Raw genomic sequence first — 24,764 nt, 5'->3', positions numbered from 1 at the left:
TCACTTGGGGGCCATGCGAAGGGCGCCGTCCAGACGGATCACCTCGCCGTTCAGCATCGGGTTTTCCAGGATATGGCGCACCAGCGCCGCATATTCCGCCGGCTCGCCCAGGCGCGAGGGGAAGGGGACCGAGGCGCCCAGGCTGTCCTGCACCTCGGGCGGCAGCCCGGCCATCATCGGGGTGCGGAAGATGCCCGGCGCCACGGTCATCACCCTTATGCCGTGCCGCGCCAGTTCCCGCGCCATCGGCAGGGTCATCGCCACCACGCCGCCCTTGGACGCCGCATAGCCCGCCTGGCCGATCTGCCCGTCATAGGCCGCGATCGAGGCGGTCATCACGATCATCCCCCGCTCGCCGCCTGCGTCGGGCGCATTGCCGGCCATCGCGGTGGCGGCAAGGCGGGCCATGTTGAAGGTGCCGATCAGGTTTACCGTGACCGCCCGCGTGAACAGGTCCAGCCGGTGCGGCCCGTCGCGGCCCACCACCCGCTCGCCCGGGGCGATCCCGGCGCAGCAGACCAGTCCGCGCAGGCTGCCCAGAGATTGCGCCAGCGCCACCGCCGCCTGCCCGTCCGCCTCCGACGCCACGTCGCAGCGCAGGAACCCTGCGCCCAAGGCCTGTGCCGCCGCCTCGCCCGCCTCGGGGTTCAGGTCGGCCAGCACCACCCGAGCGCCGGAGGCGACCAGCATCTCGGCCGTCGCAAGGCCAAGGCCCGAGGCGCCGCCGGTGACGATGAAAACGCCGTCGATCTTCATTGCCTCACCTGTTCCGGAACGCCGGCTTGCGCTTTTCGGCAAAGGCGGCCATGCCCTCGGCGCGGTCGTCGAGCGCGAAGGTCGAATGGAAGATCCTCCGTTCCACCACCAGCCCCTCGGCCAAGGTGGTCTCGAAGGCCCGGTTCACCGCGTCCTTGGCCATGGCCACCACCGGCGCCGACAGACCGGCGATCCCCTCGGCCACCCGCAGCGCCTCGGCCACCAGGGTGTCGGCCGGCACCACCCGGCTGACAAGACCGCATTGCGCCGCCTCGGTCGCATCCATCAGCCGGCCGGTCAGCACCATCTCCATGGTCTTGGACTTGCCAACGAACCGCGCCAGGCGTTGCGAGCCGCCCATGCCCGGGATGGTGCCCAGCTTGATCTCGGGCTGGCCGAACTTCGCCGTGTCGGCGGCCAGGATGAAATCGCACATCATCGCCAGTTCGCAGCCGCCGCCCAGGGCATAGCCGGCCACCGCCGCGATGATCGGCTTGCGGCGCCCCGTCAGCAGACCCCATTCCGCGAACATGTCGCTGGCCGCCACGTCCTGGAAGGTCAGCGTCAGCATCTCCTTGATGTCCGCCCCGGCGGCAAAGGCCCGGTCCGAGCCGGTCAGCACCACACAACCGATGTCCTCGTCGGCGTCCGCCTCGGCCGTCACCGCGATCAGATCGCGCGCCACCTGGGCGTTCAGCGCATTCAGCGACTCGGGCCGGTTCAGCCGCACCAGCAGCACCCGGCCATGGCGTTCGGTCAGCAGGGTTTCATGGGTCATGCCATGGCGCTCCCCTTCACCCCGGTCAGCACCTCGAAGATGGCCGAGAAGTCGCGGTTGCCCTGCCCGGCCTTGTCCATCGCCTCGTAAAGCTGTGTCGCCGCGGCGCCGAGCGGCGTGTTCGCCCCGGCGCCCGTGGCCGCGGCCTGCGAAAGCCGCAGGTCCTTGAGCATCAGCGCCGCCGCGAAGCCGGGCTTGTAGCTGTTGTTCGCGGGCGAGGTCGGCACCGGGCCGGGAACCGGGCAATAGGTTGTCAGGCTCCAGCATTGCCCCGAGGATTTCGAGGCCACATCGAACATCGCCTGCCGCGACAGGCCCAGCCGGTCGGCCAGACCGAAGGCCTCGCTGACGGCGATCATCGAAATCCCCAGGATCATGTTGTTGCAGATCTTGGCCGCCTGCCCCGCCCCCGCCTCGCCGCAATGGGTGCGGGCCTTGCCCATCGCCGCCAGCAGCGGTTCGGCTCGGGCATAGGCTTCCCCCGATCCGCCGGCCATGAAGGTCAGCGTCGCCGCCGTGGCCCCGCCGACCCCGCCGGACACCGGGCAGTCCAGCGACACCAGCCCCGCCGCCGCCGCCATCGCATGCGCCTTGTGGCAGCTGTCAATGTCCACCGTCGAGCAATCGACGATCAGCGCGCCGGCAGTCATCGCCGGAACAACCTCGACCCAGACCAGCTGCATGATCGGCCCCGAGGGCAGCATGGTGACCACCGCCTCGGCGCCCCTTGCGGCTTCGGCCGCGGTTGCGGCCAGCGTCACGCCGCCCGCCTGGGCCGCCGTGCGCGCGGCCAGCGTGGTGTCAAATCCCTGCACGCGGAACCCCGCCTTGACCAAGTTCAGGGCCATCGGAAGCCCCATGTTGCCCAGACCGATGAAACCCACGGTCATGCTCATGTCGTCCCTCCTTGCGCCGGGAACACCCGGTCTGCCGTCACCTGCAATGCCTGATCCACCCAGCCGTCCGAGACCTCGGCCAGCCTGTCCGGCGCCCATTTTGGCGCCCGGTCCTTGTCGATGATCGCCGCGCGGATGCCTTCATAGAAGTCATGCCCAACCACCAGCGCCCGTGCCGCAGCGTATTCCAGTTCCAGCGCGTTCTCCAGCCGCAGGGCCGCGCGCCCCAGCCGGTTCAGCCGCAGCGCCAGCTTCAGCGCGGTCGGCGATTTCGCCTGCAGGTCGGCCAGGGTGGCGGCGGCAAACTCGCCCGGCTCGGCCTGCAGCGCGGCGATGATCTCTTCGACGCGATCAAAGCGGAAGCAGCGGTCGATCAGGGCCTTGTGGGGTGCAAGCGAGGCCGGGCCGACAGGCTTGGCCAGGCCCAGAAGGCAGGAGGCGACGCCGGCGCGCCCCGCATCGGCCGGCAGCCCGGCCAGCGCGCGGACCAGCAGGCCCAGGTTGGCGGCCGGAAGGAAATGGTCGGCAAAGCCCAGCAGGATTGCGTCCGAAGCCCCCAGGATGCGCCCGGTCAGGCCCATCCAGGCGCCCAGTTGCCCCGGCGCCCGCGGCAAGAGCCAGGTCGCGCCCACATCGGGCACGAAACCGATGCCACATTCCGGCAGCGCGATTTTCGACCGCTCGGTCACCACCCGGAATGCCGCATGCGCCGAGATGCCGATGCCGCCGCCCATCACCAGGCCATCCATGACCGCCACGAAGGGCTTGGCGCAACGGGCGATGCGGGCATCCAGCCGGTATTCGTCGCGCCAGAAGGCCATCGACAGGCCGTCGGTGACCCGCGGCGCCTCGTAAAGGCTGCGAATGTCGCCGCCGGCGCAAAGCCCGCGGTCGCCCTCGCCGGTCAGCAGGATCGCCGCCACGTCGGGATCGGCCTCCAGCGCGGTCAGGGCGGCGTCCATCCCCCGCACCATGCCATGCGTCAACGCGTTGATCGCGGCGGGGCGGTTCAGCCGCAGCCGCGCCAGCGATCCGACCCGTTCGACGATCAGCTCTTCCATTTCAGGCCCCACCCTCAGGCCTCCGTCAGGATCGACCGAGCGATGATCAGCCGCATGATCTCGTTGGTGCCTTCCAGGATCTGATGCACCCGCAGGTCGCGGACGATCTTCTCGACGCCATAGTCGGCCAGATATCCATAGCCACCATGCATCTGCAGCGCGCGGTTGGCCACGTCGAAACCGGCATCGGTGACATGCCGCTTGGCCATGGCACAGAGCCGGGTCGCGTCGGGCGCCTTGGCATCCAGCGCCGAGGCCGCGCGCCACAGGAAGGTGCGGCAGACCTCGAGGTCGGTCGCCATTTCCGCCAGCGCGAATTGCAGCGCCTGGAAGTCAGAGAGCCTGTGCCCGAAGGCGCGGCGGTCCTGCATGTAGGCCAGGGCCTTGTCGAAGGCCGCCTGCGCGCCGCCCAGCGAGCAGGCCGCAATCGAGGTGCGGCCGCCGTCCAGCGCCTCCATCGCCAGTCGGAAGCCGGCCCCCTCCGGGCCCAGCATCGCCTCGGCCGGGACCTTCACCCGGTCCAGGCTGACGGTCCGGGTCGGCTGGGCATTCCAGCCCATCTTCCTTTCATTCGCGCCGAACGACAGGCCTTCCGCCCCCTTTTCCACCAGGAAGGCGGAAATTCCCTTCGGCCCCGGCCCGCCGGTCCGCGCCATCACGACGTAAAGGTCGGTCTCGCCGGCGCCCGAGATGAACATTTTCTGCCCGGTCAGCACGAACCCCGCGCCGTCGCGGTCGGCCCGCGTGGTCAGCGCCGCCGCATCCGAGCCGCAGCCGGGTTCGGTCAGGCAATAGCTGGCCAGCCGCTCTCCCGCGCAGAGCGCCGGCAGCAGCTGCGCCTTCTGCGCGGCGCTGCCGTGGCGGTCGATCATCGTCGCCACCATGTTGTGGATCGACAGATAGGCCGAGATCGCCGGGCAGCCCAAGGCCAGCGCCTCGTAGATCAGCACGCTTTCCAGCCGCCCCAGCCCGCTGCCGCCATGGGCTTCGTTGACCATGATCCCCCCCAGGCCCAGCGCCGCAGCCTGCCGGATCACCGGCACCGGAAAGTGCCGGTCGCGATCCCAGTCCAGCGCCCGGGGCGCGATGGCCTCCGCGGCAAAGCCGGTCGCCATTTCGCGGATCGCCGCCTGTTCGTTTGTCAACGAGAAATCCATTGCCTATCCCATCATTTCCACGGCAACCGCCGTGGCTTCGCCGCCGCCGATGCACAGGCTGGCAACCCCGCGACGCAGCCCACGCGCCCTGAGCGCAGCCAGAAGTGTCACCATGATCCGCGCGCCCGAGGCACCGATGGGGTGGCCCAACGCGCAGGCTCCGCCGTTGACGTTCACCGTCTCGGGCGGCAGGCCCAGATCGCGCATCGCCGCCATGGCGACCACGGCGAAGGCCTCGTTGATCTCGAACAGATCGACGTCCGCCGCGGTCCAGCCGGTCTTGTCGAAAAGGCTTTTCATAGCGCCGATGGGCGCGGTGGGGAACAGCCCCGGCCGGTCGGCAAAGCCGGCGTGGCCGACGATGCGGGCCAGCGGCGCAAGGCCGCGCGCCTGCGCTTCGACCTCGGTCATCAGCACCAGGGCGGCGGCGCCATCGCTGATCGAAGAGGAGTTTGCCGCGGTCACCGTGCCGCCGGGGCGGAAGGCCGGTTTCAGGTGCGGAATCTTCTCGGGGCGGGCCTGGCCGGGCTGTTCGTCCACCGTCACCACGGCGTCGCCTGCCTTGGCCTTGACCGTCACGCCCGCGATTTCCCCGGCAAAGGCGCCCGAGGCAATGGCCGCCCTGGCGCGGGCCAGCGACTGCAGCGCATAGGCATCCTGCGCCTCGCGGGTGAAGCCATAGGCCTCGGCGCAGTCCTCGGCGAAGGTGCCCATCAGGCGGCCCTTTTCGTAGGCATCCTCAAGGCCATCGAGAAACATGTGGTCCAGCACCCGGCCATGCCCCATGCGATAGCCCGCCCGCGCCCGGTCCAGGAGGTAGGGCGCATTCGACATGCTTTCCATGCCGCCCGCCAGCATCACCCGGGCCGACCCGGCCCGCAGCGCGTCATGCGCCAGCATCACCGTCTTCATCCCCGAGCCGCACATCTTGTTCACCGTGGTCGCGGGCACAGAGACCGGCACCCCCGCCGCCAGCGCTGCCTGCCGGGCCGGGGCCTGGCCCAGACCGGCGGGCAGGACGCAGCCCATCAGCACCTCGTCCAGATCGGCGCCGGCCACCCCCGCACGCTCCAGCGCGGCGCGGATCGCCACGGCGCCAAGCTCCGGTGCGGTCAGGCCGCAAAGCCCGCCCTGAAACCCGCCCATGGGCGTGCGCGCCGCCCCGACGATGACAATCGACCCCATGCCTTGCCTCATTCGTAACTGCGGCGATCCTCGATCACCTTGCCGTCATTGGGCAGCGCCCCCGGCGGCACCAGTTCCACCTGGCCGCGCATCTTCAGCGTCGCCACGATGCTGTCCTCGTAAAGCGCGGGGTTGTTCGCCCGCGTCTCGATCTGCACCGTCATCACGTCCATCTCGCCTTCGCGGCTGGCCACCACCCGGGCGCGGGCGATCTCGACATGGCGCGACACCAGCGCCTCGACCTGTTCGGGGCGGACGAACAGACCCTTGATCTTGGTGGTCTGGTCGGCGCGGCCCATCCAGCCCTTGATGCGCCGGTTGGTGCGTCCGCAGGGGCTGCTGCCCGGCAGGATGGCCGAAAGGTCGCCGGTGGCGAAGCGGATCAGCGGATAGTCGGGGTTCAGCGTGGTCACCACAACCTCGCCCACCTCGCCGTCCGGCACCGGGCGGTCCGAGCCGGGGCGGACGATTTCCACGATCACGCCCTCGTCGAGGATCAGCCCCTCCAGCGCGGGCGATTCATAGGCGACATTGCCCAGGTCGGCGGTGGCATAGGCCTGCAGGCAGGTGACCCCCCGGTCGGCGTACCATTGCCGAAGCGACGGGAACAGCGCCCCGCCCGAGACGGCAGCGCGGGTGATCGCCATCCGCTCTCCCATCTCCTGGGCCTTTTCCAGGATCACCTTCAGGTAATCGGGCGTGCCGGCATAGACGGTGGTGCCGACGTCCACTCCGGCGCGGACCTGCAACTCGGTCTGGCCGGTGCCGGCGGGCAGCACGCGCGCGCCCACCGCCCGCGCGCCGTTCTCGAAGATCATCCCGGCGGGTGTCAGATGGTAGCCAAAGCAGTTCTGCACGATGTCGGCCGTCCCGACCCCCAGCGCATGCAGGAACCGCCCCATCCGCCACCAGTCATGGCTGACGCCGCCAGGTTCGTAGATCGGCCCGGGCGACTGGAAATAGTGCACGATGTCGCCCACCGGCAGGCCGCCAAAGGGAGGCTGGGCCTTTTGCCGGGCGGACAGTTCTGCCTTGCGCAAGACCGGCAGCGTGGCGATGGCCGCAACGTCGGCCAACCGCGACAGGCCCTGGCGGGCAAGAATCGCGTTCAGCGCGGCCAACTGCGCCACCTCGCGGGCGTCTTGCGACCGGGTTTCCAGATCGTCGAAATGGGTCATCTCAAGGCCCTCCCCCTTCACGACAGCCACCGCTTGCGGCGGCGATAGCTGCGCACGTTGCGGAAGGAATTGCGGCCCTGGTCCGAAACGCCCAGGTAGAATTCCTTGACGTCGGGGTTTTCCCGAAGTTCGGCAGCGGGGCCATCCATCACCACCCGGCCGCTTTCCAGGATATAGCCGTAATGCGCATAGCGCAGGGCCACGTTGGTGTTCTGCTCGGCCAGCAGGAAGGTCACGCCTTCGGTTTCGTTCACCGCCTTCACGATCTGGAAAATCTGCTCCACCAGTTGCGGCGCAAGGCCCATCGAGGGCTCGTCCAGAAGGATGGTCTCGGGGCGCGACATCAGCGCGCGGCCGATGGCCACCATCTGCTGCTCGCCGCCCGACGTATACCCGGCCTGGCTCTTGCGCCGTTCCTTGAGCCGGGGGAAATGGCTGTAGACCATGTCAAGATCACGGGCGATCGCGGCCCGGCCATCCTTGCGGATATAGGCGCCGGTCAGCAGGTTTTCCTCGACCGTCAGGTGGCCGAAACAGTGGCGCCCCTCCATCACCTGGATCACGCCCTTCGCCACCAGATCGGCGGGCGACAGGTCCTGCACCCGCTCGCCGCGATAGGTGATGCGGCCCTTGGTGACCTCGCCGCGTTCCGAATGCAGCAGGTTGGAAATGGCTTTCAGCGTGGTCGTCTTGCCCGCGCCGTTGCCGCCCAGAAGCGCGGTGATGCCGCCCTTGGGGACCGACAGGCTGACACCTTTCAGGACGAGGATCACATGGTTGTAGATCACCTCGATGTTGTTGACCTCAAGCAGGGTCTCGGTCTTGCCGGCGTCGAGCATGGGATGCCCCAGTCAGGAAAAGTGCGGGGAACCCCGGCCCTGAACGGGCCGGGGAAGCGGTCGCGTGCGCTCAGTTGCAGCGCTCGGTGATGGCGTTTTCCGCCGCGAAGGCAGCCGAGTCGGCGGCAACCAGCGGGTCGATCACCTCGGTATCGGCGCCCAGCCAATCGGAGACGGCGTTCCACTTCTTGGTCGCCGCGTCCCATTGGAAGATCATCGCCGTGCCGGGACCGCCATGGTCGTCACAGGTGGCCTTGATCGGCTGGGCAAAGCCCGGCAGGCCCAGTTCGGCAAGCCGCGCTTCGGTCAGGTCCAGCGCCTCGAAGCCATCGCGCACCTCGGCCGGCGTCACCGCGGCATGGCCCGCGATCTCTTGCGACTTGCGGATCGCTTCCGAGATGACCATCGCCGCATACATGCCGCGGGAATACAGCACGTTGCCCGGGTTCGACCCGTCGCCTGCCGCCTTGCCGGCGTCATAGACGTACTTCTTCAGGTCGGTATAGACCGGATAGTCGGCGCCGGTGCCGTGGAAGCTGATCATCTTGTAGCCGTTGGCGGCATCGCCCGCGGGCACCACGTCGTTTTCCGAACCCGACCACCAGATGCCGTAGAAATGGTCCATCGGATACTGGATCGCCACGGCCTCCTGGATGGCCACCGCGTTCATCACGCCCCAGCCATACATGATGACATAGTCGGGCTTGTCGCGGCGGATCTGCAGCCACTGCGACTTCTGCTCCTGGCCGGGCGAATCGACGGGGATTTCCACCAGTTCGAAGCTGTGCTTAGCGGCCAGCGCCTGCAACGTGGCGATCGGCTCCTTGCCGTAGGCCGAGTTGTGGTAGATCAGCGCGATCTTCTTGCCCTCAAGGCTGTCGCCTTCCTGTTCGAGCATGTTCTTGATGATGATCGAGGCCCCGTCCCAGTAGTTGGCCGGGTAGTTGAAGACATTGGCAAAGACCTTGCCGTTGGCCGAGGAGGTGCGGCCGTAGCCCGGGGTGTACAGCGTGATGCCGTCGGCGGTGACCTTGGGGATCAGCTGATAGGTGATGCCGGTCGAGAGCGGGTTGTAGACCACCGCGCCGGTGCCCTTGGTCGCCTCGTAGCACTCGACGCCCTTTTCGGTGTTGTAGGCGGTCTCGCATTCCGGGACCTGGATCTTCTCGCCGCCGATGCCGCCATCACGCTCGTTCAGCAGGGTGAAGTAGTCGGCAAAGCCGTCGGCATAGGGGATGCCGTTGGCGGCAAAGGGGCCGGTGCGGTAGCTGAGGTTCGGCACCACGATGTCGGCCAGCGCCGGCACGGCACCCGCCATCACCAGGGCCAGGGCAGTCAGGGTCTTTCTCATCTGGGTCTCCTCCCGAGGGGTTGAACTTGAGGCGTGCCGGCTGGTCTGCCGGTCTTGTGGTTGGGCGGCCCGCCCTAGTGCGGGAAGGGCCAGAGCCGGAGCTTTTCCTTTGCCAGCTTCCACAGCTGGGCGATGCCGTGCGGCTCATAGATCAGGAAGGCCACGATCAGCCCGCCGACGATCATCAGTTCGACATGGGCCGCAAGATCGGTGGCCCAGCCCAGCTGACCGACAAGGACGTTCTTCAACAGCACCGGCAGCAGCACCAGGAAGGCTGCACCGGCAAAGCTGCCGAAGATCGAGCCAAGACCACCGATGATGATCATGAACAGCACGACAAAGGATTTCTGGATGCCGAAGGCCTCGCCCACCTCGACCGCGCCCAGGTAGACGGCGAAGAACAAGGCGCCGGCGATGCCGATGTAGAACGACGACACCGCGAAGGCCGACAGCTTGGTGGTCAGCGGGTTCACCCCGATGATCTCGGCCGCGATGTCCATGTCGCGGATCGCCATCCACTTGCGGCCGACCGAGCCACGGGTCAGGTTGCGTGCCACCCAGGCCAGCACGAACAGCAGCACCAGGCAGAACAGGTATTTCGCCCAGGCCGGGGTGTTGGCCCCGGTGACGGCGACGCCCAGGATGGTGCGCTCGGGCACGGTGATCTGGCCGGAAGCCGAGTAGTTGTAGAACCACGGCACCTTGTTGAACAGCCAGACCAGGAAGAACTGCGCGGCCAGGGTGGCAACGGCCAGGTAGAAACCCTTGATCCGCAGCGATGGCAGGCCGAACAGCACGCCGACCAAGGCCGTGACGCCCCCCGCCAGCAGGACGTGGATCAGCACCGAAACCTCGGGGAAGGCCGTCATCAGCTTGTAGCAGGCATAGGCCCCCACGGCCATGAAGCCCCCCGTCCCCAGACTGACCTGACCGCAGTAGCCGGTCAGGATGTTCAGCCCGATGGCGGCAATGGCATAGATCAGGAAGGGCACGGCCACGGCATTGGCCCAGTAGTCGTCGATCACGAAGGGGATCACCCCGAAGGCCACCGCCACCACGGCCCAGTAGCGCCAGCGGTCGAAGCGGATCGGGAAGGTCTGGCTGTCGCTGGCGTAGCTTGTCTTGAAATCGCCGGCTTCGCGGTAAAGCATCTGTCAGACCCTCTCGATGATGCGTTCGCCGAACAGGCCCTGCGGCCGGAAGACCAGGAAGACCAGCGCCAGCACATAGGCGAACCAGTTCTCGGTGGCGCCACCGACCAGCGGGCCTATGAAGAACTCGAACAGCTTTTCCCCCATGCCGATGATCAGCCCGCCGACGATGGCACCGGGGATCGAGGTGAAGCCGCCCAGCATCAAGACCGGCAGCGCCTTGAGCGCGATCAGCGACAGGCTGAACTGCACCCCGGATTTCGAGCCCCACATGATGCCCGCCACCAGCGCCACGATGCCGGCGATCGACCAGACCAGAACCCAGATGTAGTTCAGCGAAATGCCCACCGACAGCGCGGCCTGATGGTCGTCGGCCACCGCCCGCAGCGCCCGGCCCTGGCGGGAATACTGGCTGTAAAGCGTCAGCGTGACCACCAGGATGGCCGCGACAATGGCCGCGACGATGTCCAGGTTGTCGATGAAGAAGCCGTAGCCGAACGCCTCGTTGGTCACCCGTTCCAGTGTCTCGTTGATGCCCTTGGGCAGGCCGACGTCCAGTGCCTTGATGTCGGACCCCCACATCAGGTCGCCGAAGCCCTCCAGGAAATAGGCCAGCCCGATGGTGGCCATGAACAGGATGATCGGCGCCTGGCCGACCAGGTGGCGAAACACCAGCTTCTGCACCGCCCAGGCCAGGACGACCATGACGGCGGCGGTCAGCAGGACCGGGATCAGGATGCCCAGGATGCGGCCCAGCATCGCGGTGAACCCCGACGCGCCCTCGCCGGCCGCAAACAGATCTCGCAGGCCGCTGGGGAAGTGGTGGACGTCGGTGCCGAAAATGGCATTGATCAGGTGCGAGAACGGGACCTGCCCGTCCAGCAGGCCCACCAGCGTCAGCGCCGCGAACAGCGCCATCACGCCCTGGGCATAGTTGAAGATGCCGCTGGCCTTGTAGATCAGCACGAAGCCCAGCGCGACCAGCGCATACATCACCCCGGCCATCAGGCCGTTCAGCATCACTTCCAGCGCGAAGAAGACGGTGTCAGGCATGGGCGCGGCCCTCCGTGGCGTCGGTCATGGCGGCGTCAGTCATGGGGGCGTCGGTCATTGGGGCGTCAGTCATGGGCCACCCCCAGATAGGCGTCGATCACTGCCTGGTTGCCGCGCACCTCGTCCGGGGTGCCGTCGCCGATCTTCTTGCCGTAATCCATCACGACCACCCGATCGGAGAGGTCCATCACCACGCCCATGTCGTGCTCGATCAGGCAGATGGTGGTGCCGAACTCGTCGTTCACGTCCAGGATGAAGCGGCACATGTCCTCTTTCTCCTCGACGTTCATCCCGGCCATCGGCTCGTCCAGCAGCAGAAGCATCGGTTCCGCCGCCAACGCGCGGGCCAGTTCCACCCGCTTCTTCAGGCCATAGGGCAGCCGGCCCACCGGGGTTTTCCGGATCGCCTGGATTTCCAGGAAGTCGATGATCTTCTCGACCTTTTCGCGGTGCTCGGTCTCTTCCCGCTGCGCCTTGCCCCACCACAGGGACTGGGCGGCAAGCCCGGTCTTCATCAGCGTCAGCCGGCCGGTCATAATGTTGTCCAACACGCTCATGCCGTCGAACAGCGCGATGTTCTGAAAGGTGCGGGCGATGCCCTGGCGGGCCACCTGATAGGGCTTCATCTGCGGCCGCCTGGCGCCGCGGAACCAGACCTCGCCCTCTTGCGGCACGTAGAACCCGCTGATCACGTTCAGCATCGACGACTTGCCGGCGCCATTCGGCCCGATGATCGAGCGGATTTCGCCCTCGCGGATGTCGAAGGAAATGTCGGTGATCGCCTTCACCCCGCCAAAGCGCAGGGTGATGTGCTTCATCTCCATCAGCACCGGGCCGATCTTGCGGTCGTCGGCGGTGGGGATGGCTTCGACCGGGGTTTCCGCGTTCATGCCGCCGCCCTCCGCTCTGCGACCGGCACCACTTCGGCATCCGCCAAGGTCAGCGTCGCGCGGATGTGGCCCTTGCGGCCATCCTCGTAGGTGACCTCGGTTTCGGTGGCGATGGTTTTCGCCCCGCCATATAGCGCGGCCACCAGATCGGCGTATTTCTCGGCAATGATGTTGCGGCGAACCTTGCGGGTGCGGGTCAACTCGCCATCGTCGGCGTCCAGTTCCTTGTGCAGGATCAGGAAGCGGTGGACCTGGCAGGACGACAGGATCGGGTCGGCTGCCAGCGAGCGGTTCACCTCCTCGACATGGGCGCGGATCATCGCATAGACCTTCGGATGCCCGGCCAGCTCCTGATAGCTGGAATAGGCGATGGCGTTGCGTTCCGCCCAGTTGCCGACGGCGTTCAGGTCGATGTTGATGAAGGCGCAGCAGCGGTCGCGGCCGGCACCGAAGACCACGGCCTCCAGGATGTCGGGGAAGAATTTCAGCTTGTTTTCCACGTATTTCGGGGCAAACAGCGCGCCGTCGGCCATCTTGCCCACATCCTTGGCCCGGTCGATGATGCGCAGATGCCCGGTGCCCGGCTCGAAGAAGCCCGCATCGCCGGTGGCGACCCAGCCCTCGCTGTCCTTGGTGGATGCGGTGCTGTCGGCGTTCTTGTAGTATTCCACGAAGGTGCCGGGGCTGCGGTAGAACACCTCGCCGTTGTCGGCGATCTTCACCTCGACGCCCGGCGAGGGCACGCCCACGGTGTCCGACCGCACCTGCCCGTCGGGCTGCTGGGTGATGAAGACCGAGGCCTCGGTCTGGCCGTAGAGCTGCTTCAGGTTGATGCCGATCGAGCGGTAGAATTCGAAGATCTCGGGGCCGATCGCCTCGCCGGCGGTATAGGCGACGCGGATGCGGCTGAGGCCCAGGGTGTTCTTCAGCGGCCCATAGACCAGCACCTCGCCGGTGCGGTAGCTGAAGTAATCGCGCCAAGGCTGGGGATAGAGGTTCAAGAGCGGCCCGCGCGCCTTGAAGTACTTGCGGGCCTCGATCGGGTGGCGCAGGCGCACGAAGAAGCCGCGGACGGCGTTCTCCAGGATGGTCTCGACCGCAAAGCCGATGCCCATGGCAAAGCGGTAGGCCCAGCGCAGGCGGCGGCGCAGCGTGGGCTTGGACTGCTGCTTGCGATAGCGCGGCATGCCGTAGGTCTCGCCCGTGCCCTTGGCGAATTCCATGAAATGCTTGAACAGGGCGTGCTTCAGGTCGCCCGCGTCCTCCATCCGGATCATCACGCTGGTGAGCATGGATTCGAAGATGCGCGGCGGGGCGAACAGGTAGGTCGGCCCGATCTCGCGCAGGTCGGTCAGCATGGTGGCCGGGCTTTCCGGGCAGTTCACGCAGAACCCCGCGACCATGGCCTGCCCGATGGAAAAGATGAAGTCGCCCACCCAGGCCATCGGCAGATAGGCCAGCACTTCCTCGTCCTGCCCGAGGTGATCGAAGGCGACCGAGGCCTTGGCGGTTTCGATGATGTTGCGGTTCGACAGCACCACGCCCTTGGGCTTGCCGGTGGTGCCGCTGGTGTAGAGCATCACGCAGGTGCTGTCGTAGGTCAGTTCGGCGATGCGGGCGTCCAGTTCCGATTCGAACCGGAAATGCGCCGCGCGGCCTTCGGCCAGTACGTCGGCCAGCGCGTTCATGCGGCTGTGGTCGTATTTCCGCATGCCGCGCTTGTCGACATAGACCACCTGCTCGATGTGGTGGATGCGGTCCTGCACCTCGATGACCTTGTCCACCTGCTCCTGATCGCCGCAGATCACGAAACGGGCGCCGCAATGGTCCAGCACATAGGCCATCTCTTCGGCCACGGCGTCCTGATACAGCGGCACCGGCACCGCGCCGCACATCTGCGCAGCCACCATCGACCAATACATCGACGGCCGGTTGCGGCCCACGATGGCGACGAAATCCCCCCGGTTCAGCCCCAGTGCCAAAAGACCCATGGCCAGCGCGCGCACCTCCTGATGCGCCTGCTGCCAGGTCCAGCACTGCCAGATGCCGAATTCCTTTTCCCGATAGGCCGGCCGGTCCATCCGCTCTCGCGCGTTCCGCGCCAGAAGCGCTGGAATGGACACCAGGCCCTCGGCGGGCTGCGTCTCCGTCATGCGTATCCTCCCTTTCGCCCTCTCCTCAAAGGGCGCGTCCCTGCCCGGTCTTGCTGCCGGGTCGGGTCCTGCGGTTCAACCTTGCGGCGAACCTTTGCGCCACTATGTCCGGATTCCAACGAAATGTAACAGCGGCGGCTTGCCCCTTCCCCGGGCCACGCGCCGGGTGATAGCCATGGTGCCGGGGAGGCCGCGGATGCCGATTTCCGATGACGAACGCAACAGCCTGACGCGCACCGGGTTGAACCTGATCCAGCAGGCGCTGTCGATCTTCGACCGCGACCTGCGGCTGGCGGTCTGCAACCGGCGCTACCAGGAAATGTTCAGCCTGCCCGATCGCTTTGTCACCCCCGGCGCAGCGTTCGAGGAAACCATCCGCTACCTGGTCCAGCGCGGCGAATACGGCCCCGTCGCCGATGCTGAAGAAGCGGTGAAGGCGCGGGTCGAGGCGGCCCGGGCCTTCGTGCCGCACTATCTGGAACGGATGCGGCCAAGCGGCCGCTGGGTCTCGGTCGAAGGCGTGCCGCTGCCGCAGGGCGGCTGGGTCACCGTCTATACCGACATCACCGAGGTGCGCATCCAGCAGCAGATGTTGCGGGCACGGTCGGCCGAACTGTCCGAGGAACTGCTGTCCAACGCCGAGCGGCTGTCGGAAACCAACCGGGCACTGTCGGCCGCCAATTCGGCGCTGGAGATCGTCACCGCGCAATTGACCGAAATGGAGGCGCGCACCCGGCTGACCACCGAGATGATGCCGGCCCACATTGCCCACGTCGGCCGCGACCTGCGCTACACCTATACCAACCGGCGGCTCAACTCGGTCATTCCGGACCGTCCTTCGGACATCATCGGCCTGACCGGCGCCGAGGCGCTTGGCCCGCTGACCTTTGCCAAGATCGAACCCGCCCTGCGCCGAGCGCTAGCGGGCGAACCTTCGGTGTTCGAATTCACCGACGAGGACTCGGGCCGCCGCATCCGCGCCGCTTTCACGCCGGACCGGATGGGAGAGGGGCCGATCAACGGCGTCTACATCCTGTCGATGGACATCACCGAGGAAACCCAGGCCCGCAATGCGCTGCTGCAGACCCGGCGCCGCGAGCTGGCCGCGCAACTGACCTCTGGTCTCGCGCATGATTTCGCCAACCTGCTGACCATCATCCTGGGCCTGCAATCGCGGCTGGACCGGCTGGGGCTGCCCCCCGGCGCCCGCGATCTGGTGACCTCGACCCTGGCCGCCACCCGCCGCGGCGGCACGCTGCTGGACCGCATCGCCTCGATCTCGGGCCACCGGACGCTGCGCCCCGTGGCGGTGGACCTGCCGGCCTTCCTGTCCGACCTCGGGCTGCTGGCCGGGCCTGCGCTGCCCGACGGCATCCGGCTTGAGATCGACGTCCGGGACCTGGCCCGTCCCGTCCTGCTGGACGCCGACGCCTTGCAGGATTCGCTCTTGAACCTGATCCTCAATGCCAAGGACGCCATCGGCCGCGGCCCCGGCTGCATCGCCCTCAGCGCCCACCCGGTGCACGACACCTGGATCGAGTTCACCGTCACCGACACCGGAACCGGCTTTTCCCCCCAGGCACTGGAGCGGGCGACCGATCCCTTCTTCACCACCAAAGGCGGCGAAGGCTCGGGCCTTGGTCTTTCCATGGTCTATGACCAGACGACCCTCTCCGGCGGCACGCTGCGGCTGTCCAACCGCCCCGAAGGCGGTGCGCGAATTGACCTGCGCCTGCCCTACCGCCCCGCCCCCGCCCTGGCCCCGCCGCGGATGGTGCTGCTGGTGGAAGACAGCGACGACATCCGCGAGACCGTGCGCGAGATGCTGCGCGCCCTGGGCCACAGCGTCATCGAGGCCGCCAGTGCCGATGAGGCCGAAGCCTTGGCCGACCTGCCGGGCCTCGATCTGGTGCTGACCGACATCCATCTGCGCGGCCCCCGCACCGGCCTGGACCTGGCCACGGCCCTTCAGGGCAAGGGCCCGCGTCTGGCCCTGATGACCTCGCTGCCCCCCGCGGACCCCACCCGCGCCGCGGCGGCGGCGCGTTTTGCGCTCTTGCCCAAGCCCTTTGACGCGGCCACGCTGGCGCAATTCCTGCCCACGGTGCCCGGATGAGCCAAGCCCACGTCGCCATCCTGGACGACGAACCCGAGATCCGCCGGATGCTCTCGGACGCGCTGACCGAGGCCGGTTTCCGCTGCACCACCTACGCCCGCGCGACCGAGTTCGAGGCCGCGCTGAAACGCATCACTCCGGACGTCTGCCTGGTGGACCTGGGCCTGCCCGACCGCGACGGGCTGGTGCTGGTTCACCGGCTGGCACTGGAGTCCGGCGCCGCGATCATCATCATTTCCGGCCGCAGCCAGGTGCAGGACCGCGTCGTCGGGCTGGAACTGGGGGCCGACGACTACATCATCAAGCCGTTCGATCCGGCCGAGATCGTCGCCCGCGTCCGCGCCCGCCTGCGCAAGTCCCGCGCCGCCAGCGACCGCACGGCCCAGATCGCCCGCTTTGCCGGCTGGACGGCGCTGTTCGACAGCTACACGCTGGTGTCCGGGACGGGTGAGCAGATTCCGTTCTCCAATGCCGAAGGCCAGGTGCTGCGGATGTTTCTGGAAAGCCCCCGCCGGCTGATCAGCCGTGCCCAGATGCAGGAAGCCCTGGGCGGCGTGGCCGGCGACAGTTTCGACCGCGCGATGGACGTCCGCATCTCGCGGCTGCGCACCAAGCTGGGCGAAGACCCCAAGAACCCCGGCCTGATCAAGACGATCTATGGCGCCGGCTACATCTTCCTCAGCGACGTCGCCTGGGATTGACACCGGCCGGCGCCCGGCCTTTGTCCCGGCGCGACAGGCCATCGGCCCAAACGCTGCCCGCGGTCAGGCCGGAACGCTCCGCAACACTGCCGGCAGAACCGGCGGTGCGGTCACCCCGCGACGCGACCCTCCGCGGCAAGGGCCAGAGGTCGCCCGAGCGTCACCCCGCCCGTGCCAGACGGCGTTCCTCCCGGTTCCCCGGATGGGCCATCGAAGCGGCGGAGAGCCGGGCCAGGCCCATCGCATGCGACCGCCGCTCTTTCTGCACCCGCGCAACGGCCCGCGCGACCCAGGCATCGTCCTGCGCCCACAGCCGGAACGCAGCCTCCAGTCGGCCCGGATCGACCAGGACCGCCGCTGCCGCCTGCCCCGACGCGATTCGCCGCGACCCCGCCAGGGCAGCGGAACCGCCGTCCTGGCGCCGCAGGCGGTCGTCCTGCCCCGGCTGCGGCGACCTGACCTCTGCCATGGGCCAATGGCCCTCTTCGGGCTTGTCGGTCTGGGGCGGGCGCTGCCGTTTTGCCCCCTCCCGCAGCAGTCCGGCAAAGACAAGATGCTCCCAATAGCCCAGCAAGGCGTCACGCCAGGCTGACCGGTCACGGAAATGCCAGTAGAACGACCCTTTCGACACGCCCAACCGCCGCGCCGTCGCTTCGACCCGCAGCGCGGCATGGCCTTGCGAACACAGCACTGCAAGCCCGGCTTCGATCCAGTCTTCGCGCCCCAACTGGTGAATGATCCGCATGACGCCGCCTTTGCTGCTGCCGGTTCGATGCCGTGCAGTCTTGCGGCGCGAGTTGAAGGAACGGTTAACGCCGGTCCGGTCGATACCGTCGTCGCCTCCCTACGGCCGTATGGACCGGTCGCAGGCCGGGTCCGTACGGCAAGGACCGGTCTGGTGCCGCGGCCCGGCGGCGCGCTGGACCACCGCCGCCAGGCTTTGCAGGCGGCATTCGTTCTGGGGCGGCAAGGCCCTGGCAGGTCCGGTCGCCGACCCGGCCTTCGGTCTGCCGCATCGGCCGCCCCCGCCGCCCGGTTGCATCCTGCGGCGGCGGCTGCAGCCGGGCGCTTGTAGGGGCATCGCCTGTCGTCTAATCAGGGGCGCAAGCCGCGGGGGAAAGATGCGCATCCTGATCACCAACGACGACGGCATCAACGCGCCCGGACTTGAAGTCCTGACCGAGATCGCCACCCTTCTTGCCGGCCCCGCGGGCGAGGTCTGGACCGTCGCCCCCGCCTTCGAGCAATCGGGCGTCGGCCATTGCATCAGCTACACCCACCCGATGATGATCGCCAAGCTTGGCCCGCGCCGCTTTGCTGCCGAAGGCAGCCCGGCCGATTGCGTGCTGGCGGCGATCTATGACGTGCTGCAGGGCGCCCGGCCCGATCTGGTTCTGTCCGGCGTCAACCGCGGCAACAACGCGGCCGAGAACGTGCTCTACTCGGGCACCGTCGGCGGCGCGATGGAGGCGGCCCTGCAGGGCATTCCCGCGATCGCCCTGTCGCAGTTCATGGGGCCGGAAACCGACGGCCTGGCCGACCCCTTCGAAGCCGCCCGCAGCCATGGGGCCGGCGTGATCCGCGCGCTTCTGGACCGCGGCCTGTGGACCGGCGACGACTACCGCACCTTCTACAACGTCAACTTCCCGCCGGTCCCGGCCGCCGCCGTCAAGGGCACCAGGGTCGCCCCCCAGGGCTTCCGCCGCGACACCTCGTTCGGGGTCGAACCCCACATCTCGCCCTCGGGCCGCAAGTTCCTGTGGATCAAGGGCGGCCCGCAGCATACCCCCACCCTGCCCGGCAGCGATGCCGCGGTGAACCTCGAAGGCTTCATCTCCGTCACGCCGATGCGCGCCGACCTGACCGCGCACGACCTGCTGGCCGAGTTGCAGGCGCGGCTGGCATGACCGGCGCGGGCGGGGACGAAGACGCCCACCTGGCCGAGCGCAAGATGCGGTTCCTGTTCGCGCTGCGCTCGCATGGCGTGACCGACCCCCGCGTGCTGACCGCGATGGAAAAGGTGGACCGCGGCCGCTTTGTCCGCGGCATCTTCGCCGAGCGCGCCTATGAGGACATGCCGCTGCCCATCGCCTGCGGCCAGACCATCAGCCAGCCCTCGGTGGTGGGGCTGATGACCCAGGCGTTGAATGTCGGCCCGCGCGATACCGTGCTCGAGGTCGGCACCGGGTCGGGCTACCAGGCGGCGGTGCTGGCGCAACTGGCGCGGCGGGTCTATACGGTGGACCGCTGGCGGCGGCTGGTGCGCGAGGCCTCGACGCTGTTTCGCGACCTCGGCCTGGTCAACGTCACCTGCATGACGGCCGACGGCTCGTTCGGCCTGCCCGACCAGGCGCCGTTCGACCGCATCCTGGTGACCGCCGCCGCCGAAGACCCACCCGGCCCGCTGCTGCAGCAGCTGAAACCGGGCGGGATCATGGTCTTGCCGGTGGGTCAGTCCGATGCCGTGCAGCACCTGATCAAGGTCACCCGCGGCGACCGCGGCTACGACTATGAAGAACTTCGCCCAGTGCGCTTCGTCCCTCTGGTCGAAGGCCTTGGAAACGAGTAATCTTTCGGCCCAAGAGCCGGGGCCAACCCGGACGATGTGGCAAGAGGCGGCACAGCATGACAGTTACGACCCGCAGTCCCGGACGGCCCCGCAGCGCGGCGCCGCGGCTTTTGCTTGCCGGCAGCGCACTGGCTCTGCTGGCGGCCTGTTCGGATGCCCCGATGGGCGATTTCGACTGGGACCTGCGGGCGGGACCGGGCAACACCTCGGCCGAAGCCCGGCAGGCCACGGCGTCCAGGCCGGTGCCGGATGCCAATGGCGTGCTGTCCTACCCGGGCTACCAACTGGCCGAGGCGCGGCGCGGCGACACCGTCGCCGCCCTGGCCTCGCGGTTGGGCATCACGCCGGCCGAACTGGCCCGCGCCAATGCCCTGCAACCGAACGATCCCTTGCGGGCGGGCGAGTTGCTGCTGTTGCCGTCGCGCGTGTCGGCCGCCCCGCAGCCGCTGGCGCCCACCGCCGGGGCCGGCAGCCGGCCGGTCGACATCACCTCGATCGCCACCACCGCTCTGGACGAGGTCGGGCCCAGCCCCGCCGCCGCAGCCCCGGGCGGCGGCCAGGAACCGCTGCGCCACAAGGTCGCCCGCGGCGAAACCGCCTTCACCATCGCGCGCGCCTACAACGTGTCGGCCAAGGCGCTGGCAGACTGGAACGGGCTTGGCCCCGACATGGCGGTGCGCGAAGGCCAGACGCTGATCATCCCGGTTGCCACCGCCGCCGCGCCAGAGCTTGAGCCGGTGCCCGTGCCGCCCGGCGCCGGCACCCCGACGCCGTTGCCGCCTTCGGCCTCGACCCCCTTGCCGGATGAAGAGACCACGCCCGCCGCCACAAAGCCCAAGGAGACACCGCCCTCACCCGATCTTGGCGAGGACCGCACCGCGGCCTCGGCGTCGAAACTCGCCATGCCGGTCGCGGGAAAGATCATTCGCGGCTACGACAAGAAGCGGAACCAGGGCATCGACATCTCGGCCCCGGCCGGAACCGCCGTCAAGTCGGCCGACAGCGGCACCGTCGCTGCCATCACCAAGGACACCGAGCAGGTGCAGATCGTGGTGATCCGCCACGCCGACAACCTGCTGACGGTCTATGCCGGGGTCGATGCGCTGAAGGTCAAGAAGGGCGACAAGGTCAGCCGCGGCCAGGCCATCGGCGTGGTGCGGGCGGCCGATCCGGCCTTCCTGCACTTCGAGGTGCGCAAGGGCGTGGACAGCCTGGACCCGATGAGCTTCCTGCAGTAGCGGCTTCGCGCGAAGCCTTAGAAACGCCAGGCAACCTCTTGGAAAGATACAGGATCAGCCGGTGATGCGGCTGACCATGATCTTGTCGATCCGCAACCCGTCCATGTCCAGCACCTCGAAGCGGTAGCCCTCGGCCTGGAACACCTCGCCCAAGCTGGGCATGTGGCCCAGTTGATGCAGCACCATGCCGGCGACGGTGTCGTAGGCCCCCGCCAGGCCGCGCGACAGGCCCATGCGGTCGCAGAATTCGTCCGCCGGCATCCAGCCGGCCACCAGCAGGCTGCCATCGGCGCGGGTCGCCACCGCCGGTTCGTCCGCGTCGGACGAGGCTTCGGCGCCGGTGATCGCCTCCAACAGGTCGGAGGTGGTGATCAGCCCCTCGAAATGGCCGTATTCGTCATACACCAGCGCCAGCTGGTGGTCCGACCTCTGCAGCACCTCGACCACGTCCAGCGCCTCCATCCGGTCCGACACCACCGGCACTTCGCGCACCAGCGCCTTGAGGTCCACCGCCTCGCGCCGCGACACCGCCTGGAAGACATCGGCCAAGAGAACGATCCCCACCACATCGCCCGAGGCATCGGCGACCGGCATCCGCGGCCGGGCGATCTTGCGGATGGCCGCCACCGCCTCCGACGACGAGGCATCCAGCGACAGCATCTCGACATCCTGCCGCGGCGTCATCAGCGCGCTGGCGGTGCGGTCCGACAGGCGCATCACGCCGGCCATCATTTCGCGTTCCTCGGCCTCAAGCACGCCGCCCTCATGCGCCTCGGTCAGCAGCACATGCACCTCTTCCTCGGTCACCCGGTTGGCACTTTCGCCGCGCTGGCCCAACAGCCACAGCACCGCCCGGCCTGACCGTTCCAGAAACCACACCACCGGGCTGGACACCACCGACAGCACCTGCATCGCCGGGGCCATGCGGATGGCCACCGCCTCGGGGTTGCGCAGCGCCAGCTGCTTGGGGACCAGTTCGCCCACGATCAGCGAGAAATAGGTGATCACCACGACGACGAAGCCGACGCCCAGCCGGGCGGCCCATTCGGCGTCCATCCCCTGCGCCTCCAGCCAACCCGAAAAGCGCAGCCCCAGCGTCGCGCCTGACAAGGCACCGGACAGCACGCCGACGGCGGTGATGCCGATCTGCACGGTGGACAGGAACTTGCCCGGGTTTTCCCCCAGCGCCAGCGCCATGGCCGCGCCGCGGCTGCGCTCGGCCTGCGGCTTCAGCCGGCCGGGCCGGGCCGAGACGATGGCCAGTTCCGACATGGCCAGCACGCCGTTCAGGACGATGAGGCCCAGAATGACTAGGATTTCGGTGATCATGGTCGCAGGCAGATACGGCCTCGCCCCCCTTCGCGCAAGGGCACAGCTGCAATCAGGACGAAACTGCCACACCTTCGCGGGCGGCAAGGTCGCAGAAGAACTGCCAGGCCACCCGGCCCGACCGCGCGCCGCGCGTCGCTTGCCATTCCACCGCTTCCGCGTGCAGCCGGTCTTCCGGCACGGCCACCCCATGCGCCGCGCAATAGCCGCGGATCATTTCCAGATAGTCGTCCTGGCTGCAGGGATGGAACCCCAGCCACAGCCCGAAGCGATCCGACAGCGAGACCTTTTCCTCGACCGCCTCGCTGGGGTTGATCGCGGTCGAGCGTTCGTTCTCGATCATGTCGCGCGGCATCAGGTGGCGGCGGTTGCTGGTCGCATAGAACAGCACGTTCTCTGGCCGCCCCTCGATGCCGCCGTCCAGCACCGCCTTCAGGCTCTTGTAGTGCTGGTCGTCGTGGGAAAACGACAGGTCATCGCAGAACAGCACGAACCGGCACGGCGCCGCCCGCAGGTGCGCCAGCAGCCGGTGCACCGATGGCAAGTCCTCGCGCGACAATTCGACGATCTTCAGGTCATGCCCCTCGGCCCGCACGGCCGCATGCACCGCCTTGACCAGAGACGATTTCCCCATCCCGCGCGCGCCCCACAGCAGCGCGTTGTTCGCCGGCAACCCGGCCGCAAAGTGGCGGGTGTTCTGCAACAGCGTATCGCGCGACCGGTCCACCCCCACCAAAAGCCCCAGGTCCACCCGGGAAACCCGCACCACCGGCTCCAGCCGGTCGGGGGCGGTGTGCCAGACAAAGGCCTCGGCGGCGGCGAAATCGGGGGCCGGCATCGGCGCCGGCGCCAGCCGCTCCAAGGCGGCGGCAATGCGCGGCAGGTCGTCGGTCATGCCTTGCCTTCGTCCTCGGGCTCTTCGTCCTGCCACAGGCCCTCGGCCCGCAGTTCCGCCTCGCGCCGCTTCTCGATCCGGCTGATCAGGAAGATCGACACTTCGTACAGCGGGTAGACGGCGAAGAACAGGATCAGCTGGCTCATCACGTCGGGCGGGGTGACCAGGGCGGCCACGATCAGGATGATGACGATGGCATAGCGCCGCATCCCCTTCAGGCCCTTCGAGGTGACCAGCCCCGCCTTGCCCATCAGCGTCAACAGCACCGGCAACTGGAAGCACAGGCCAAAGGCGATGATCAGCTTGAGGCTGATGCTCAGCGTCTCGTTCACCTTGCCCTGAAAGACGATGTCGATGCCGGTGTCCGCCGTGGGCTGGGCAATCTCGGTCACCGGCGCGTCGGTCAGGCCGGGAATCATCGCGGTCAGCAGCGAATAGGAATCGGCAAAGCCCAGGAAGAACGACATCGCGATGGGCGTGACAACGTAATGCGCAAAGCCCGCGCCCACCAGGAACAGCACCGGCGAGGCGATCAGGAACGGCAGGAACGCCTGCTTTTCGGTGCGGTACAGCCCCGGCGCCACAAACCGCCACAGCTGATAGGCAATCACCGGAAAGCTGACCGCCAGGCCCGCCACGACCGAGATCTGCACCAGGGTAAAGAAATACTCTTGCGGCGCGGTGTACTGCATCACCGGGTTCGGGTCGCCCAGACCGCGCATGGCGCGCTCGATCGGGCCCAGCAGGAAATCCAGCAGCGGCTCGGCCACCACGAAACAGCCGATCATCGCCACCAGAAAGGCGGTGACCGACCAGATCAGCCGGTTGCGCAACTCGGCCAGATGCTCGACCAGCGGGGCCGAGCTGTCGTCGATATCGTCCTTCGCGCTCATGCCTTGGCTCCGGTGTCGGCGGCAGGCTTGCGCACCCGCCCGCCGCGTTTCGGCGCGGCTGCGGTCGGCGCGGGCGCCGCCTCAGCCGGGGGTGCGGCCTTCGCGGCCCGGATCGCGGCGGTCTTCTCGGAGGCAGCGGCTTTCCTGGCGGCCACCTTTTCCGCCAGCGCGGCGGTTTCCGGGCCGACAGCAGTGGCGGCGGCGGCGGGCGCCGCGGGTGCCGGGGTCGGAGGCATCGGCGGCGGGGTCAGGTCGCGCTTGGGCAGCGGGGTCGTCGGCTTGGCGGCGTTCTTCAGCGGGTCCCACTTCTCGAACTTGTCGGCCGCGGATTTCACCGCATCCAGGCCCATTGCCTTGGGATTGGCGACCTTCTTCAGGTCATCCGCCACGTCCTGGACGCCCGATTCCTTGGCCGCCTGTTCCATCGCGCGGCTGAATTCGCGCCCCATGGCGCGCAGCTTGGCCGTTATGCGGCCCAGCTCGCGGAACATGCCCGGCAGGTCTTTCGGCCCGATGACGATCAGCGCCACGATGCCGACGACCAGCAACTCGGACCAGCCGATATCCATTGCATT

Annotated in this window: 23 protein-coding genes; 5 read left to right on the top strand and 18 right to left on the bottom strand. The window is 68.1% G+C overall.

Annotated elements, in window-relative coordinates:
- From LHP98_RS02190 to LHP98_RS02130, 13 genes are all read right to left on the bottom strand, one after another.
- Positions 1-756 (bottom strand): 3-hydroxyacyl-CoA dehydrogenase, encoded by a 756-nt coding sequence (locus LHP98_RS02190; RefSeq protein WP_227250854.1) that lies wholly within the window; start codon positions 754-756, stop codon positions 1-3.
- 4 nt (positions 757-760) lie between these two features.
- Positions 761-1,534 carry an enoyl-CoA hydratase gene (locus LHP98_RS02185; RefSeq protein WP_227250853.1) on the bottom strand — a complete coding sequence of 258 codons (774 nt, stop codon included), beginning with the start codon at positions 1,532-1,534 and terminating at the stop codon, positions 761-763.
- Positions 1,531-2,424, bottom strand: a complete 894-nt coding sequence (gene mmsB, locus LHP98_RS02180; protein ID WP_227251532.1) for a 3-hydroxyisobutyrate dehydrogenase — start codon at positions 2,422-2,424, stop codon at positions 1,531-1,533. The genes LHP98_RS02185 and mmsB overlap by 4 nt, the downstream gene beginning before the upstream one ends.
- A 2-nt stretch (positions 2,425-2,426) precedes the next feature.
- Entirely contained in the window at positions 2,427-3,491 is a 1,065-nt protein-coding gene (locus tag LHP98_RS02175) for an enoyl-CoA hydratase/isomerase family protein (RefSeq protein WP_227250852.1), read from the bottom strand.
- Positions 3,492-3,505: 14 nt separating this feature from the next.
- Positions 3,506-4,648, bottom strand: a complete 1,143-nt coding sequence (locus LHP98_RS02170; protein WP_227250851.1) for an acyl-CoA dehydrogenase family protein — start codon at positions 4,646-4,648, stop codon at positions 3,506-3,508.
- A 3-nt stretch (positions 4,649-4,651) separates the two neighbouring features.
- Positions 4,652-5,833, bottom strand: coding sequence for an acetyl-CoA C-acyltransferase (locus LHP98_RS02165; RefSeq protein ID WP_227250850.1), 1,182 nt, complete (start codon positions 5,831-5,833; stop codon positions 4,652-4,654).
- An 8-nt stretch (positions 5,834-5,841) separates the two neighbouring features.
- Positions 5,842-7,011: a phenylacetate--CoA ligase family protein gene (locus tag LHP98_RS02160; protein ID WP_227250849.1), complete on the bottom strand. Its 1,170-nt coding sequence runs from the start codon at positions 7,009-7,011 to the stop codon at positions 5,842-5,844.
- Between the two features lie 17 nt (positions 7,012-7,028).
- Entirely contained in the window at positions 7,029-7,850 is an 822-nt protein-coding gene (locus LHP98_RS02155) for an ABC transporter ATP-binding protein (protein WP_227250848.1), read from the bottom strand.
- 70 nt (positions 7,851-7,920) lie between these two features.
- Positions 7,921-9,201: an ABC transporter substrate-binding protein gene (locus LHP98_RS02150; RefSeq protein ID WP_227250847.1), complete on the bottom strand. Its 1,281-nt coding sequence runs from the start codon at positions 9,199-9,201 to the stop codon at positions 7,921-7,923.
- A gap of 74 nt (positions 9,202-9,275) precedes the next feature.
- Entirely contained in the window at positions 9,276-10,352 is a 1,077-nt protein-coding gene (locus tag LHP98_RS02145) for a branched-chain amino acid ABC transporter permease (protein WP_227250846.1), read from the bottom strand.
- A 3-nt stretch (positions 10,353-10,355) separates the two neighbouring features.
- Positions 10,356-11,405: a branched-chain amino acid ABC transporter permease gene (locus LHP98_RS02140; RefSeq protein WP_227250845.1), complete on the bottom strand. Its 1,050-nt coding sequence runs from the start codon at positions 11,403-11,405 to the stop codon at positions 10,356-10,358.
- A gap of 65 nt (positions 11,406-11,470) precedes the next feature.
- Positions 11,471-12,295 (bottom strand): ABC transporter ATP-binding protein, encoded by an 825-nt coding sequence (locus LHP98_RS02135; RefSeq protein ID WP_227250844.1) that lies wholly within the window; start codon positions 12,293-12,295, stop codon positions 11,471-11,473.
- A complete protein-coding gene (locus tag LHP98_RS02130) occupies positions 12,292-14,448 on the bottom strand; it encodes an AMP-binding protein (RefSeq protein WP_227250843.1) in 2,157 nt (718 codons plus the stop codon). The genes LHP98_RS02135 and LHP98_RS02130 overlap by 4 nt, the downstream gene beginning before the upstream one ends.
- Before the next feature lie 196 nt (positions 14,449-14,644).
- Between LHP98_RS02130 and LHP98_RS02125 the strand changes: the two genes are divergently transcribed.
- Complete coding sequence (locus LHP98_RS02125) at positions 14,645-16,564, top strand: PAS-domain containing protein (protein ID WP_227250842.1); 1,920 nt, start codon at positions 14,645-14,647, stop codon at positions 16,562-16,564.
- Positions 16,561-17,265 (top strand): response regulator transcription factor, encoded by a 705-nt coding sequence (locus LHP98_RS02120; protein ID WP_227250841.1) that lies wholly within the window; start codon positions 16,561-16,563, stop codon positions 17,263-17,265. The genes LHP98_RS02125 and LHP98_RS02120 overlap by 4 nt, the downstream gene beginning before the upstream one ends.
- Before the next feature lie 160 nt (positions 17,266-17,425).
- On the opposite strand, the gene LHP98_RS02115 is transcribed toward LHP98_RS02120, so the two are convergent.
- Positions 17,426-18,010, bottom strand: coding sequence for a helix-turn-helix domain-containing protein (locus LHP98_RS02115; RefSeq protein WP_227250840.1), 585 nt, complete (start codon positions 18,008-18,010; stop codon positions 17,426-17,428).
- A 376-nt stretch (positions 18,011-18,386) separates the two neighbouring features.
- On the opposite strand from LHP98_RS02115, the gene surE reads away from it, so the two are divergent.
- The 3 genes from surE to LHP98_RS02100 are packed head-to-tail and all read left to right on the top strand — an operon-like array spanning position 18,387 to position 21,072.
- Complete coding sequence (gene surE, locus LHP98_RS02110) at positions 18,387-19,172, top strand: 5'/3'-nucleotidase SurE (protein WP_227250839.1); 786 nt, start codon at positions 18,387-18,389, stop codon at positions 19,170-19,172.
- Positions 19,169-19,834: a protein-L-isoaspartate(D-aspartate) O-methyltransferase gene (locus LHP98_RS02105; RefSeq protein ID WP_227250838.1), complete on the top strand. Its 666-nt coding sequence runs from the start codon at positions 19,169-19,171 to the stop codon at positions 19,832-19,834. The genes surE and LHP98_RS02105 overlap by 4 nt, the downstream gene beginning before the upstream one ends.
- A gap of 56 nt (positions 19,835-19,890) precedes the next feature.
- Positions 19,891-21,072: a LysM peptidoglycan-binding domain-containing protein gene (locus LHP98_RS02100; protein ID WP_413687377.1), complete on the top strand. Its 1,182-nt coding sequence runs from the start codon at positions 19,891-19,893 to the stop codon at positions 21,070-21,072.
- A 54-nt stretch (positions 21,073-21,126) separates the two neighbouring features.
- Here LHP98_RS02100 and LHP98_RS02095 read toward each other — a convergent pair whose 3' ends face one another.
- Genes LHP98_RS02095 through tatB form a run of 4 tightly spaced genes read right to left on the bottom strand, consistent with a single transcriptional unit; the run spans position 21,127 to position 24,758 of the window.
- Complete coding sequence (locus tag LHP98_RS02095; protein ID WP_227250837.1) at positions 21,127-22,401, bottom strand: hemolysin family protein; 1,275 nt, start codon at positions 22,399-22,401, stop codon at positions 21,127-21,129.
- A gap of 52 nt (positions 22,402-22,453) precedes the next feature.
- Positions 22,454-23,296 (bottom strand): ATP-binding protein, encoded by an 843-nt coding sequence (locus LHP98_RS02090; protein WP_227250836.1) that lies wholly within the window; start codon positions 23,294-23,296, stop codon positions 22,454-22,456.
- The gene (gene tatC, locus LHP98_RS02085) at positions 23,293-24,189 is read right to left on the bottom strand and encodes a twin-arginine translocase subunit TatC (protein WP_227250835.1); all 897 of its coding nucleotides are present in this window, start codon (positions 24,187-24,189) and stop codon (positions 23,293-23,295) included. The genes LHP98_RS02090 and tatC overlap by 4 nt, the downstream gene beginning before the upstream one ends.
- On the bottom strand, positions 24,186-24,758 hold the full coding sequence (tatB, locus tag LHP98_RS02080) for a Sec-independent protein translocase protein TatB (protein WP_227250834.1): 573 nt from the start codon (positions 24,756-24,758) through the stop codon (positions 24,186-24,188). The genes tatC and tatB overlap by 4 nt, the downstream gene beginning before the upstream one ends.
- Between the last annotated feature and the right edge of the window lie 6 nt (positions 24,759-24,764).

The sequence above is a fragment of the Rhodobacter sp. Har01 genome (genome assembly GCF_020564565.1).
Classification (GTDB): Bacteria; Pseudomonadota; Alphaproteobacteria; order Rhodobacterales; family Rhodobacteraceae; genus Pseudogemmobacter.
The sequence above is the reverse complement of the archived record's forward strand: the minus strand, read 5'-3'. Positions and strand labels throughout refer to the sequence as shown.